This is a genomic window from Ruegeria sp. N7 (assembly GCF_056531345.1).
The window spans coordinates 80,541-94,783 of record NZ_JBQFLR010000012.1 but is presented as its reverse complement, the minus strand read 5'-3'; the positions used below and the strand labels follow the sequence as shown (position 1 = coordinate 94,783).

General features: G+C 59.7%; 12 protein-coding genes. 8 read left to right on the top strand and 4 right to left on the bottom strand.

Features of this window, described 5'->3' with window-relative positions:
- The first annotated feature begins 73 nt into the window (after positions 1-73).
- Entirely contained in the window at positions 74-538 is a 465-nt protein-coding gene (locus tag ACR0ES_RS14050) for a DUF1203 domain-containing protein (RefSeq protein ID WP_480871075.1), read from the top strand.
- On the opposite strand, the gene ACR0ES_RS14045 is transcribed toward ACR0ES_RS14050, so the two are convergent.
- Entirely contained in the window at positions 535-1,527 is a 993-nt protein-coding gene (locus ACR0ES_RS14045; RefSeq protein ID WP_480871091.1) for an ABC transporter ATP-binding protein, read from the bottom strand. The two genes, ACR0ES_RS14050 and ACR0ES_RS14045, sit on opposite strands and share 4 nt — an antisense overlap.
- 87 nt (positions 1,528-1,614) lie before the next feature.
- Between ACR0ES_RS14045 and ACR0ES_RS14040 the strand changes: the two genes are divergently transcribed.
- Together ACR0ES_RS14040 and polA are read left to right on the top strand one after the other, a co-directional pair.
- The gene (locus ACR0ES_RS14040; protein WP_480476870.1) at positions 1,615-1,794 is read left to right on the top strand and encodes a zinc-finger domain-containing protein; all 180 of its coding nucleotides are present in this window, start codon (positions 1,615-1,617) and stop codon (positions 1,792-1,794) included.
- Between the two features lie 126 nt (positions 1,795-1,920).
- Positions 1,921-4,722: a DNA polymerase I gene (gene polA / locus ACR0ES_RS14035; protein WP_480871073.1), complete on the top strand. Its 2,802-nt coding sequence runs from the start codon at positions 1,921-1,923 to the stop codon at positions 4,720-4,722.
- Between the two features lie 43 nt (positions 4,723-4,765).
- On the opposite strand, the gene ACR0ES_RS14030 is transcribed toward polA, so the two are convergent.
- Entirely contained in the window at positions 4,766-4,996 is a 231-nt protein-coding gene (locus ACR0ES_RS14030; RefSeq protein ID WP_209505197.1) for a DUF2798 domain-containing protein, read from the bottom strand.
- Between the two features lie 53 nt (positions 4,997-5,049).
- On the bottom strand, positions 5,050-5,814 hold the full coding sequence (locus tag ACR0ES_RS14025) for a hydroxypyruvate isomerase family protein (RefSeq protein WP_480871071.1): 765 nt from the start codon (positions 5,812-5,814) through the stop codon (positions 5,050-5,052).
- Between the two features lie 268 nt (positions 5,815-6,082).
- Between ACR0ES_RS14025 and ACR0ES_RS14020 the strand changes: the two genes are divergently transcribed.
- Positions 6,083-6,937, top strand: a complete 855-nt coding sequence (locus ACR0ES_RS14020; protein WP_480482669.1) for a DMT family transporter — start codon at positions 6,083-6,085, stop codon at positions 6,935-6,937.
- On the opposite strand, the gene ACR0ES_RS14015 is transcribed toward ACR0ES_RS14020, so the two are convergent.
- On the bottom strand, positions 6,920-7,495 hold the full coding sequence (locus ACR0ES_RS14015) for a DUF1285 domain-containing protein (RefSeq protein ID WP_480871069.1): 576 nt from the start codon (positions 7,493-7,495) through the stop codon (positions 6,920-6,922). The genes ACR0ES_RS14020 and ACR0ES_RS14015 overlap by 18 nt on opposite strands.
- A 64-nt stretch (positions 7,496-7,559) precedes the next feature.
- Between ACR0ES_RS14015 and ACR0ES_RS14010 the strand changes: the two genes are divergently transcribed.
- Genes ACR0ES_RS14010 through ACR0ES_RS13995 form a run of 4 tightly spaced genes read left to right on the top strand, consistent with a single transcriptional unit; the run spans position 7,560 to position 14,237 of the window.
- On the top strand, positions 7,560-8,567 hold the full coding sequence (locus ACR0ES_RS14010) for an AAA family ATPase (RefSeq protein ID WP_480871067.1): 1,008 nt from the start codon (positions 7,560-7,562) through the stop codon (positions 8,565-8,567).
- Positions 8,564-9,439, top strand: a complete 876-nt coding sequence (locus ACR0ES_RS14005; protein WP_480871065.1) for a DUF58 domain-containing protein — start codon at positions 8,564-8,566, stop codon at positions 9,437-9,439. Before ACR0ES_RS14010 ends, ACR0ES_RS14005 begins: the two co-directional genes overlap by 4 nt.
- Positions 9,436-12,198, top strand: a complete 2,763-nt coding sequence (locus ACR0ES_RS14000; protein WP_480871063.1) for a DUF4159 domain-containing protein — start codon at positions 9,436-9,438, stop codon at positions 12,196-12,198. The genes ACR0ES_RS14005 and ACR0ES_RS14000 overlap by 4 nt, the downstream gene beginning before the upstream one ends.
- On the top strand, positions 12,195-14,237 hold the full coding sequence (locus ACR0ES_RS13995; RefSeq protein ID WP_480871061.1) for a hypothetical protein: 2,043 nt from the start codon (positions 12,195-12,197) through the stop codon (positions 14,235-14,237). Before ACR0ES_RS14000 ends, ACR0ES_RS13995 begins: the two co-directional genes overlap by 4 nt.
- Positions 14,238-14,243: the final 6 nt, after the last annotated feature.

Genomic DNA, 14,243 nt, shown 5'->3' with positions numbered 1-14,243 from the left:
GAGTCCTTTGCGCAGGAAACGGGTCGATTGGGTCCGGTCGCACGGGCATGGTCAGCAAAAAAGGAGATCCGAGATGTTCAAAATCACCGCTTTGCCCACCAACGATGTACGCGCCCTTCAGGCAGGTGGCGCGGATGCATATGGTTCAACGCCGGAACGCGCTGTTTCGACGGGTGCAGGTAACCCGTGCCGCCACTGCCTGCGACATATCCCCGAGGGCGATGAGATGCTGATATTGGCACATCGACCTTTTTCAAAGACACATCCCTATGCGGAAACCGGCCCGATCTTTTTGTGTGCAACACCATGTGACCGGTACGAGGAAGACGCGCTGCCCGAAATTCTGTCCACCTCGCCCGACTATCTGATCAAGGGCTACGGTACGGATGACAGGATCGTCTATGGCACCGGGGCGATCACGCCGACGGATAAGATCGGCGCAAAAGTCAGGGATATCTTTTCCCGATCCGACGTTGCCTATATTCACGTGCGATCTGCGCGGAATAACTGCTATCAGGCGCGAATAGACCGGGCTTAAAGCTTGACGCGGTGGATGCCCCGGCGTGGCTGATCCTGATCATCCGCCGGATGATCTTCGGTACGGGACGAGGTCAGGGCAAGGAATACGTCCTCAAGATCGGCCTCTTCGGTGCGGACGTCGCGGATGCGGATATTCGCGGCGCGCACCGATTCCAGAACCTGTTCGGCGCTGGTCTGGATGTTTCGGTATTGCAGGACAAGGCTGCCATCATCGCGGAGAGCTGCCTCGACGCCTTCTGACACAGGCAGATCAATGATCGGGCTGTCGGGCACAATCACCATGGTGCGGCTGTCCAAGCGGCCCAGCAAGTTGGCCGTGCTGTCCTGCGCGACCTTTTCGCCGTGGTTGATAATGGCGATCTCGTCGCACATCTCCTGCGCTTCTTCCAAGTAGTGGGTGGTCAGGATGATGGTCATGCCCCGTTCGTTCAGCTTGCGCACATTGGCCCAGAGCATCTGGCGCAGTTCGATATCCACACCTGCTGTGGGCTCATCAAGCACAAGGATTTTCGGGTGATGCACCAGTGCTTTGGCCAGCAGCAACCGCCGCCGCATCCCGCCCGAAAGAGTGCGTGCATAGGCCTCGGCCTTGTCGCTTAGACCGACCAATTCCAGAATCTGATCACTGCGCCGTTGGGATTTCGGAACGCCATAGAGACCGGCCTGAACCTCAAGCGCGCCGCGCGGGGTGAAAAACGGGTCGAGGTTGAGCTCTTGTGGCATTACACCGATGGCCGATCGCGACTGGCGTGGACTCTGATCCTGATCGAAGCCCCAGATCGCCACGCGACCCGCCGATTTCACCACCAGACCAGCCAGGATATTGATCAGGGTCGATTTTCCGGCACCGTTCGGACCCAGCAGACCAAAAACCGAGCCGCGCGGGACGGTCAGGTCAATGCCTTTCAGCGCATGCTTTTCGGGCTGACCCTTGCCACCGCGATAGGTTTTGCGCAGCCCTTCGATCCTGATTGCCGCGTCGCACATGTGGCACTTGCCCCCGGTTTGATCATCGCTCATAAACGCACCTAATACATGCCCGCGAGGCCGACAACCGAAGAAGGATCGCCAGCCGTGACCATCGAAGCGCCGGAAACCAAGATCGTCGAAACCGCCCGTGTTGCCTGTGATGGCGGCGAAGGTGCGTTGGGTCATCCGCGCGTGTGGCTGCAGATCCCCGAAGACACGGGCTGGGTTGAATGCCCCTATTGCGACTGCAAATATGTTCTGGCCGGGCATCAGACTGACGCCTGAGCCCGTGTTGCCCGGTGCGGGCATTGAGTATTTATGAAAAGATGAAGATTGCGGCCGCGGTGCGGGTGGCTCTATCGTTGCGCCCGTGGCATTAGTGTTTTCGCAAACGATCAGAGAGGGCGCGAAATGACCACGAATTTCGGAAAAGGGTGTCACCTGCATCTGATCGACGGATCGGCCTTTATTTTCCGGGCCTATCATGCGCTGCCGCCACTGACCCGCAAGTCGGATGGGTTGCCGATTGGGGCTGTTTCGGGCTTTTGCAACATGCTGCAGAAATATGTCGAGGGAAACACCGGGGCAGATGCGCCGACCCATGTGGCGGTGATCTTTGATAAAGGTTCTCATACTTTCCGGAACGATCTTTACGACCTCTACAAGGCCAACCGCGAGGCGATGCCCGAGGATTTGCGCCCACAGATGCCGCTGACCCGCGAGGCGACAAAAGCGTTCAACATCGCCTGCAAGGAGATGGAGGGTTATGAGGCTGACGACATCATTGCGACGCTCGCCGTTCAGGCGCGGGATGCAGGTGGCCGTGTGACCATCGTGAGTTCCGACAAGGACTTGATGCAGCTGGTCGGGGACGGCGTCGAAATGCTGGATGCGATGAAGAACAAACGCATTGACCGGGATGGCGTGGTCGAGAAGTTCGGGGTCGGACCGGAACGTGTGGTCGATGTTCAGGCGTTGGCCGGTGACAGCGTCGACAATGTTCCGGGGGCGCCGGGAATCGGGGTCAAGACGGCGGCTTTGCTGATCAACGAATTCGGCGATCTGGAGACCCTGCTGGACCGGGCAGATGAGATCAAGCAGCCTAAACGCCGCCAGACCCTGATCGAAATGCGAGACCAGATCGAGCTTTCGAAGAAACTGGTTCAACTGGACGAGAATACTCCGCTGGATTTCACCTTGGACGACCTTGAAGTGAAGGACCCCGATGCGGACACGCTGTTGGCGTTTCTGGCTGAGATGGAGTTCCGCACCCTCACCAAGCGTATCGCTGACAAGCTGGGGGTTGAGGCTCCGGTGATTGCCGACGCCCCTGCGCCAGCGGTGGAAGCGGTCGAGGCCGAGGTGATCCCGTTTGACAGCTCGAAATACGAATGCGTGCGTGATGCAGCGGCCCTGCAAAAGTGGATTGACCAGGCCTATGAGCGTGGTTGGGTTGCTGTGGACACAGAGACCACGGGCCTGAACGAGATGATTGCCGGTCTGGTGGGTATTTCGCTGTGTGTCGAGGCCGGAGAAGCCTGTTACATCCCGTTGACCCACCGCGATGGATCAGCGGATGATCTGTTTGGCTCGGATGCTTTGGCAGAAGGGCAGATGCAATTGGATGAGGCCCTGAGGCTTTTGAAACCGATGCTCGAGGACCTGTCGGTCCTCAAGATCGGGCAGAACATGAAATATGATGCCAAGATCTTCAGGCGGTATGGCATCGACGTGGTACCCATCGACGATACGATGCTGATGTCCTACGCCATGCATGGCGGTGAGCATGGGCATGGGATGGACACCTTGTCCGAGCGTTATCTGGGCCACACACCAATCCCGATCAAACCGCTGCTGGGGTCGGGAAAATCGGCAATTACCTTCGACAAGGTCGCGATTGACGAGGCCACGGCTTATGCCGCCGAAGATGCGGACATCACCTTGCGTTTGTGGCAGCTGTTCAAGCCGCAATTGCACCGGGCGCAGGTGACCACGGTCTATGAGACGCTGGAACGGCCGCTTGTGCCGGTGCTGGCCGAGATGGAGATGCATGGCATCAAGGTCGACCGTGATGTCCTGAGCCGGATGTCCAACGCATTTGCCCAGAAAATGGCCGGGTTAGAGGCTGAAATTCACGAGCTGGCCGGAGGAAGCTTTAATGTCGGGTCGCCTGCTCAGCTGGGCGAAATCCTGTTCGACAAAATGGGTCTGGAAGGTGGCAAGAAAGGCAAGACCGGCAAATACTCGACCGGCGCTGATATTCTGGAAGACCTCGCAACCGAGCATGAACTGCCGCGCCGTGTTCTGGACTGGCGGCAGCTGAGCAAGCTGAAATCGACCTATACCGACGCGCTGCAGACCCATATCAACCCCGACACAGGTCGGGTGCATACGTCTTATTCGATCACCGGAGCAAATACAGGGCGTCTGGCCTCGACCGATCCGAACCTGCAAAACATTCCGGTGCGGACAGAAGAAGGGCGGCGTATTCGTGAGGCTTTCATCGCCGAGCCGGGCAATGTGTTGGTAAGTCTCGACTACAGCCAGATCGAGTTGCGGATTCTGGCCCATATCGCCGATATTTCGGCTCTGAAACAGGCATTTTCGGACGGTTTGGATATTCACGCCATGACTGCGTCCGAGATGTTTGATGTGCCGTTGGATGAGATGACGCCTGATATCCGCCGTCAGGCAAAGGCAATCAATTTCGGTGTGATCTACGGCATCTCGGGCTTTGGTCTGGCCCGAAACCTGCGCATTCCGCGGGCCGAGGCGCAGGGCTTTATTGATCGTTATTTCGAACGTTTCCCAGGCATTCGCCGTTATATGGACGACACAGTCGAATTCGCGAAAGAGCACGGCTATGTGCAAACCCTGTTCGGGCGCAAGATTCACACGCCCGAGATCAATGCCAAAGGGCCACATGCCGGGTTCTCGCGCCGCGCAGCGATCAATGCGCCAATTCAAGGTACGGCGGCGGATGTGATCCGGCGCGCGATGGTGCGAATGCCCGATGCGATCAACGGGTTGCCTGCCAAGATGCTGTTGCAGGTTCACGACGAGTTGCTGTTCGAAGTGGCCGAAGATGCAGTGGATCAGGTGATCGACGTGGCCCGAGACGTGATGGAGGGCGCTTCGGATCCTGCGGTCAAACTGGATGTGAAGCTGGTCGTGGATGCCGGGAAGGGTGCAAACTGGGCCGAGGCGCACTAGCGGCGTTGTTCATCAGTCCTCGACGGTCTGCACTATCAGCGGGTCAGCCCTGCGGCCCGACCATACGGTTCACCATTCGTTGCACGGACGGGCCAAACAGCAGGATTACGGTGAAGGCGATGGGCCAGCAAAAAGCCCAGGACGCCATCCAGTCGCCAACTGTGCCGGGGTTAAACCCGATTGCTTTGACCGTCGCGATCCCCGTTACAATCAAGGACATGAGGCCGGACATGATCAGGCTGAAAACGGCACGGGCATAGCGGGCTGGTATCAAAGCAGGCATCCTAATGGTCGCAATGCCCTTGATGTGCGGTATCTGAATGAAAATTACCAGTGCAAGTCCCGCATCCAGTCGAGTGTGTCGCAGGTGCGTTGAATTGAGGGTGTGTATTCCGCGCTGATCCAGCCGCTATAACCTGCCGCGTCCATGGCCGAGAACAAGGCCTTGAAATCCGTTGGTCCGCGACCCGGTTCCGTGCGATCCGGGGCTGCGCCAACTTGGGTATGGACCACCTGCGGATGAAAGCGGTCCCAGACAGCCAGCGCGTCGCCATGGATCATATGGGCGTGAAAGCTGTCATATTGCAGGCCGACATTCGGGCGATTCACCTGGTTGAGAACCTCTGCTGCCAGATCGTAATCGTTCAAAAAATATCCGGGCTGTGAAACCGGGTTGAGCGGCTCGATGGTGAATTGTTGCTGTGGGGCGAAATCGGCGGCCCATTGCAGATTTTGCACAAAACAACTCAATGCATCCGGCCCGGTGGCGTACCCGGACATGATGTGGATCAGACCGGGGCGTAGCACCCCTGCATATCGCAGGACACGGCGAATGTCCGACTGGAACCGCGATTGACCATCGGGGATTGCTGCGTAACCCGGCGCACCGCCGGTGTAGTTGGGCGGTGGCGCGTTGATCAGCACAAGCTCCAACCCGTTGGCAAGCAAGGCGCGGCGGGTTTCCGTCGCGGCGATGTCGTAAGGAAACAATACTTCGACCGCTGTGAACCCGGCATCTGACGCAGCCTGAAACCGCTCCAGGTAAGGCATTTCGGTAAATAGCAGTGAAAGGTTGGCAGCAAATCTGGGCATGAGCGGTCAGTGGTTGTGTTGATCCGACCATAACCAAGGGATGATTTTCGGGGAAGGGATCGAAAACGACAGATTGTCGAAAATCGACCAGATCGCTTGCACCGAATCAGCAAGGGTCCGCACAGCGCGGCGCGTCATTACGGGTGCCGTCTTAACAAAAGGTCCGAATCCAATGGCGATGAGCCCGGAACCCGTACGCGGGGCAACTACCGCTATGTCTGGTGGCCAAAACCCTGCGTTGTCAGGGAATGGGCTGGCGGTTGCCTCCATGATTACCTGGGCAGCGGGGTTCCCGGCGGCGGAAGTTTTGCTGCAAACCTGGCCCCCTGTTGCATTGCTGACCGCGCGCCTGGCGCTGGCGATTGCCGTTCTGATACCGGTCTGGATCCTGCTGGATGGCCCCAGCAGAGTGTTACGCGCAAGATGGGGTCGGGCGATGGTTGTCGGCGGCTTTGGTTTTGGCTTTGCCATGTTTCTGCTGATCGTTGCGCAGAAAATGACGGACCCGGTGACAGTCGCGATCATTGCATCCTGCGCGCCTTTGCTGGCAACGGTACTGGAGCTGATGGCAGGAACCCGACGGCTGAAGTGGACCTTTGCGTTGGGTGTTCTGGTGTCGGTTCTGGGTGGGCTGATTGCAACCAGCACCGCCGCGCCCGAACAGCTGGGGCTGGGCGCGGTTCTGGCGATCCTTGCAACGGGCCTGTTTTGCTGGGGCAGCATGGCCACTGCGCGCGACTTCCCCGAACTCAGTCAGATCGGGCGCTGTACAATTACTTTCGTCGGTGGGTTGCTCATGGCCGCAGTGCTGAGTTTTGGGGCGGCCCAGCTGGGCATGGATGTGCTGCCAACCGCCGCCATTGATGGGCAGCAATGGGGGATGCTTGGGATCTATGCCTTGATATCACTGGGGCTCAGCCAAGTGTTGTTCATCTCGGCCGTGGGAAAGCTGGGCGTGGCGCTGGCTTCGTTTCACATCAATATCGCCCCGTTTTACGTGATGCTGATCATGCTGATGCTGGGGGAAGACTGGAACTGGACCCGTGCGCTGGGCGCGGGCGTAGTCGCCTTGGCCGTCGTGCTGGCCCAGGATCGCGCTCCACGGTCAGCCAAGATCGGCTGAAGGGATCAGCGGGAAGAATTGCCCACCTGACCAGACACCAAACCAGCCCTCATGGTGGCCGCCAATCTCGACAAGGCGATAGAAGCTTTTGCGATCTATGCGCGCTTCGAGGTTCGTGCGGATCAGTATGTAGGGTGACGGTTCTTCTGTTTCAGGATCGATTACAATCCGGATTGGATGCGCGGGCCCTGCAACAGCGATGTCGTCCACTTGTGTGCGAAAGGTCAGGTCTTGCGTCCGACCTTCGCCGGTTTGCTCGAAATCCACGGCGATGAACGGCGCGTCCTCGACAGTGATTCCCACCTTTTCAACCGGCGTGACCAGATAGTATTTCCCGTCTTCTTTCTTAAGAATTGAGGAAAAAAGCTTCACAAGCTCGAACCGATTGATGGGCGAGCCTAAATAATTCCATGTACCATCTTTTGCGACACGGATGTCCAGATCGCCACAAAACGGAGGATTCCACAGGTGAACGGGCGGTAAACCTCGGGTTTTGGCGGCTTTTACCGATGCGGCCAATCCGTCGGGCGAGGGTTTCACAGGTTTTTGTCCGCTCATTGCTTTTGCCATTTCCTCTCAGCGCGATACACTTCAATCATATTCGTCCACGGAAGGGAAAGTCATGAACGAACCTGCCGACCTCGTAGCCGAGATCGAAGCGCTGGAAAACAAGCTGCAAGAGGCCAAGGCCTCGATCACCCGCCGCTTCATCGGGCAGGAAAGGGTCGTGGACCTGACCCTGGCTGCGCTTTTGTGCGGTGGTCACGCCCTTCTGATCGGTCTGCCGGGCTTGGGCAAGACACGGTTGGTCGAGACGTTGTCGACCGTGATGGGCCTGCATGGCAATCGCATTCAGTTTACGCCCGACCTGATGCCCGCCGATATTCTTGGATCTGAGGTGTTGGATACGGCCGATGATGGCAGCCGCCATTTCCGTTTCATTCCAGGCCCGATCTTCTGTCAGCTGCTGATGGCGGATGAAATCAACCGCGCAAGCCCGCGAACGCAATCTGCGCTGCTGCAGGCGATGCAGGAGCGTACGGTGACAGTGGCCGGTGAGGACCGTTCCCTTGGTGTGCCATTCCATGTTCTGGCCACGCAAAACCCGATCGAACAGGAAGGCACCTATCCCCTGCCCGAAGCGCAGCTGGACCGGTTTCTGGTGCAGATCGATGTAGAATACCCCGACCGCCAGACCGAGCGGGATATTCTGCTGGCCACGACCGGCGTTGAGGAAGACGAAGCACATCAGATTTTCAGCAAGGAAGAGTTGCTGGCTGCACAGGTCCTGCTGCGTCGGATGCCGGTCGGGGAATCGGTTGTCGAGCTGATCCTTGATCTGGTGCGGGCCTTCCGCCCAGAAGAAGCGGGTGTATCCGAACGGGTTGCTGAAACCGTCGCGTGGGGTCCTGGGCCACGCGCTGCGCAGGCGCTGATGATGACGGTTCGGGCACGTGCGATGTTGCAGGGGCGTCTGGCACCCAATGCCGAGGATGTGCTGGACATGGCGCGCCCGGTGCTTAGCCACCGGATGGCTCTCAACTTTGCGGCACGGGCACGCGGCGACAGTTTGGCCGACCTGATCGACTCGACTGCTGTCGGGTTGATTCGGACCGAGGCGGCAGCGTGAATGCCGCGCTGACCCTTCGCGAAAGATCCGAGGCCGAGGCATCGCGGCTGCCGCCCCTTTTGGCGCGGGCCGAGCATCTGGCGGGTACCGTTCTGCTGGGTGACCATGGACGGCGACGCTCTGGCATGGGGGATGATTTCTGGCAATACCGCCCCGCGCAGATCGGCGACAGTCGCCGGATGATCGACCACCGCCGCTCGGCGCGTGGAGATCAGCAATATGTGCGGGAACGCGAATGGCAGATCGCGCAATCGGTAATGCTTTGGGTCGATCAGGGGGCGTCGATGCGGTTTGCGTCCGACAAATCGTTGCCGACCAAGGCAGATCGCGCCCGGCTTTTGGGACTGGCAACGTCCATCCTGCTGGTCCGCGGTGGAGAGCGTGTTGGCCTGACAGGCACGACCTTGCCACCCCGGCGTGGCAATGCGCAGATCATCCGGCTGGCGCAAGCCTGGTCCGAGGATGATCAAACGGATTACGCCCCGCCTGAACATCGCGCCATGATCCCGCATGCCCGTGCCGTGTTCATTTCGGATTTTCTTGGTCGAATGGACGAAGTTGAACTGGCCCTGACCAAAGCCGCAGACCGTGGTGTTCGCGGCGTGATCCTTCAGGTGCTGGACCCGGGCGAAGAGACATTTCCTTATCGTGGGCGTACGATTTTCGAAAGCGTCGGGGGGTCCGTCCGGCACGAAACGCTCAAGGCGGCAGAGCTGCGGGACCGCTATCTGCAACGCCTCGCCCACCGTAAGGATGCGCTGACGCAGCTTTGCCGGGCGACTGGCTGGCAAATGGGCCTGCATCACACGGGAGATAGCGCGCAAGCGGCTCTGTTGTGGATATATCGTGCGCTGGACGGGGGAACGCGATGACGGTTCTGGCGGGCATCGGCTTTACCGCTCCATGGGTGCTGCTGGGTCTTCTGACCCTGCCGATCCTGTGGCTGATCCTGCGCGCGGTGCCGCCCGCGCCGATCCGTCGGATGTTCCCGGCGGTGACGTTGCTCTTGGGCCTGAAGGATGACGAAAGCGTTTCGGACCGCACGCCGTGGTGGCTGTTGCTGCTGCGGATGCTGGCAGCTGCGGCGGTGATCATAGGTCTGGCCGGTCCGGTTCTGAACCCGTCGCGGGATGAGATCGGGTCCGGGCCGCTGCTGATGGTGCTGGACGCCAGTTGGGCTGGCGCGACCCGATGGTCGGCCACGCTGGATCAGATCGATGCGCAACTGACCGAGGCTGGCCGCGCAGGGCGCACGGTGGCTATCCTGCGCCTGACCGAACCGGAAACACCCGTTTTTCAGGCGGGCGAGGCTTGGCGGGGACATTTGCCGGGATTGATGCCCAACCCATGGCAGCCGACAGAACCTCAGATCGCACAGACCATTGCGGCATTAAAATCAATTGATGGCGGGTTTGATACTCATTGGTTCAGCGACCGGCTGGATTATGTAGATCATGCGGCGCTGGTCTCCAGCTTGCAGGCTCGTGGCGATGTCGTGGTGTATCAGGCGGCGTCCCGGCCCATGGCGATCCTGCCAGCGGCTTATCAGGATGGGCTGATCAAAGTGACAGTGCAGCGCGCAGGCCCCGGCCCCGAGGAACGTGTGACAGTATTGGCACAAGGGCGCGACCCGGCGGGAACCGCCCGAGTGCTGCATTCTGTGGAACTGACCCTTGAAGCCGGGGATTCATCGGCGCAGGTCGATCTGGCGCTGCCATCCGAACTCCGCGCCCGGATCACGCGGTTCGAAATCCAGGGCCAAAGGTCCGCCGGGACCGTGACCTTGACCGATGACAGCCTGCGTCGCCGTGAGGTCGCGCTGATTGCCGGGAGTTTGAACCGCGAAGGTCTGGAGCTGCTGTCACCCCTGCATTATCTGACTCAGGTCCTGAGCCCCACGGCGGATTTCGTCGATGGCGGTCTGACTGAGGTTCTGCCCGCCAATCCGGATGTCATTGTTCTGTCAGATGTGGCCCAGATGTCGGAACCTGAAAAGGCGGACCTGATTGAATGGGTCGAACAGGGCGGTTTGCTGCTGCGCTTTGCCGGCCCGCGTATGGCGGCCAGCGATCTTGGGCGTGACACCGAAGACACCCTGCTGCCTGCGCGGCTGCGCAGCGGTGGGCGATCTGTCGGCGGCGCGATGAGCTGGGGTGAGGCCAAGACCCTGGCACCATTCCCCGAAACCTCGCCTTTCTATGGATTGGACATCCCTGATGACGTGGTCGTTTCCACTCAGGTCATGGCGCAACCAGACCCTAACTTGGCGGATCGTGTGATTGCCTCGCTGTCTGACGGCACGCCTTTGGTGACACGTAAGGCGCTGGGATTGGGGCAGGTGGTGTTGTTCCATGTGACCGCCGATGCAGAATGGTCCAGCCTGCCACTGTCGGGCCTGTTCGTTGAAATGCTGGATCGGCTGGCCGTGGCCTCGGCCGCAAAGTCACGGCAAGAGGCTCAGTTACTGGGAACAACATGGGAGCCGGTACAGATCATGGACGGGTTTGGCACATTGTCAGATGCCGGAACCCTGGCCGGTGTCGACGGGGTTGAGCTGATATCGGGCCAGATCGGGCCGGAACTGCGCCCGGGTCTTTATGAAAGTGGCAAGCAGAAGCTGGCGTTGAACGTCGTCTCGGAAGAAACTCAGCTGCGTCCTGTTGTCTGGCCCGCAAATGTGCCGATCAAAGGGCAGGAGGTCAGCACGGAAATGCCGCTCGGCGGTCTGTTGCTCAGCCTTGCACTGATTTTGCTGACAGTCGATGTTATTGCATCGCTTGCTTTGTCGGGCAGGTTGGGTTTGGCCCGAACAACGGCCTTGGCGTTGACCGGTGTCCTGTTGGTACCCGAAGGTCACGCGCAAACGCCTGAGGACACCGAGTTTGCATTGGCTGCGACCCACGAACTGGTATTGGCGCATGTCCTGACTGGCGATGCGCAGGTAGATGATATTGCGCAAGCCGGGTTGCGCGGGCTTGGCCAAACCCTGCTCTATCGCACATCGGTTGAACCCGCAGACCCCATCGGTGTTGATCTGGAACGGGATGAGCTGGCGTTCTTTCCGTTGCTTTATTGGCCGATCTCAGCGAACCAGTCGCAACCTTCAGCCGAGGCCTATGTCAAGCTGAACGCCTATCTGCGGTCCGGAGGGATGATCCTGTTTGACACACGTGATGCGGATATCGCCAGTTTCGGTGCCTCCAGCCCAAATGGCCGCAAACTGCAACAACTGGCCGGACCGCTGAATATCCCTGCATTAGAGCCGATTCCGCGTGATCATGTTCTGACACGCACGTTCTACCTGTTACAGGATTTTCCGGGCCGATATTCAGGCACCGAGGTTTGGGTTGAAGCCGCGCCGCTGGATGCAGAACAGATCGACGGGATGCCTTTCCGCAATCTGAACGACAATGTGACGCCGGTGGTCATCGGCGGCAATGACTGGGCCGGTGCCTGGGCGGTGGATCGCAACGGGCAGGCCCTGTTGCCCGTCGGGCGCGGTTATGCCGGGGAACGGCAACGCGAGTTGGCCAATCGTTTTGGTGTCAATCTGGTGATGCATGTGCTGACGGGGAACTACAAATCCGATCAGGTTCACGTGCCCGCCCTTCTGGACAGGTTGGGACAATGACAGGAACCGTCATCTTCGATCCGCTGATCCCGTGGGCGATGCTGCTTGTCGTGGGTATGATTGCCGTGGCCGGGGTCGTGATGGCCTTGTGGCGCGGATTGTCGGGATGGGCCTTGCGTGGGTTGGCGGCGCTGGTGATCATCGCTGCGCTGTCCGGCCCGGTCTATCAGATCGAAGATCGTGCACCGCTGACAGATATCGTTCTGATGTTCGAGGATGAAAGCGCCAGCCAGACGCTTTCAGATCGGGCGGAACAAACAGCAATGGCCGCAGATGACCTAGCCGCAGAGATCGAGGCACGCGACAATACAGAACTGCGCCGTATCCGGGTTGGCGATGGTGAAGGTGATGAGGGCACGCAGATCATGGCAGCCCTGAACGAAGCCTTGGCGGAAGAGCCGCGCGCGCGTATCGCAGGTATCCTCGTGGTGTCAGATGGGATCGTGCATGATGCCGATCAGGCCCCGGATCTGCCCGCGCCGATGCACCTGCTGCAAACCGGGCGGGAAAGCGACTGGGATCGCAGGCTTATTGTCCGAAACGCCCCTGCTTTCGCCATCATTGGTGAATCGGTGACCTTGACCCTGCGCGTCGAAGACAGCGGAGCTGCCCCCGCAGGTGCAACATCTGCGCCGCTGGAAATTTCGGTGGATGGGGGCGAGCCCGAGCAGTTCAGCATTCCAATCGGTCGCGATGTCGAACTGCCCGTCACATTGCCCCATGGCGGGCGCAACGTGATCCAGTTTTCCGTCCCTCAGGCTGAGGGCGAGTTGACCGACCGCAACAACACGGCCCTGATCCAGATGAATGGCGTAAGGGACCGCCTGCGTGTGCTGCTGGTCTCGGGTGAACCGCATCCGGGCGGTCGCACGTGGCGTAACCTGTTGAAATCTGATAGTTCTGTTGATCTGGTGCATTTCACCATCCTGCGCCCGCCCGAGAAACAGGACGGTGTGCCCGTTGACGAGCTGTCGCTGATCGCCTTTCCGACGCGTGAGTTGTTTCTGGAAAAGATCAACGATTTCGACCTGATCATCTTTGACCGCTACAAGCGGCGCGGGATTCTGCCTGCGATCTATCTGGACAATGTCACAAGCTACATCAACGAAGGCGGCGCGGTCCTGGTTGCCGCCGGACCTGATTTCGCCGGTGCCGACAGCATCTTCCGCTCGCCCCTGGCGCCAGTTCTGCCAGCTCAGCCAACCGCGCGGGTGATCGAGGAACGATATGTGCCGATGGTCAGTGATCTGGGGCATCGTCACCCGGTCACGACCAACCTTGGAGAATCCGAGGATTGGGGGGCGTGGTTGCGACAGATCGACGTGAAACATCGCTCGGGCGACGTGCTGATGACCGGGGTCGAGGATCGTCCGCTGCTTGTCCTGAACCGTGTCGGCGAAGGGCGCGTTGCGATGCTTGCGTCTGACCATGCCTGGCTTTGGAGTCGTGGCTTCGAAGGAGGGGGTCCGCAGCTGGAGCTGTTGCGCAGGCTGGCCCATTGGATGATGAAAGAACCGGAACTGGAAGAAGAGGCGTTGTGGGCCGAGGCCAACGGTCAGTCCATGCGCATCATTCGTCAGACGCTCGGGACAGAAGTCGGCCCGGTAACAGTCACCTTGCCGAATGGCGAGACGTTGGAGATTACTTTGAAAGAGGTTTCTCCGGGTCGGTTTGAAGCGCAGTATTACGGCCCCGAGATCGGCCTTTATCGTTTGCAGGAAGGCGACCACATGGCTGTGATCGGCCTTGGCCCTGCTGCACCGAAGGAGTTCGAGCGCACCATCGCGACTGGTGATGTCCTTGAACCGGTGCTGGCCAGGTTGCGGGGCGGTGTGATCTGGTTGGAAGATGGGCTGCCGTCGATCCGCAACGTACGCGCCGGACGCCCCGCCGCCGGTCGGGGTTGGATCGGTCTGACCCCACGCAACGCGTATGAGACGCGGGATGTCACGCAGGCCGGGTTGCTGCCGCCCTGGCTTGTCTTGCTGCTGGCTGGAGGCTTTCTGCTGGGCGGTTGGCTGCGGGAAGGGCGGCGTTAACGCTGG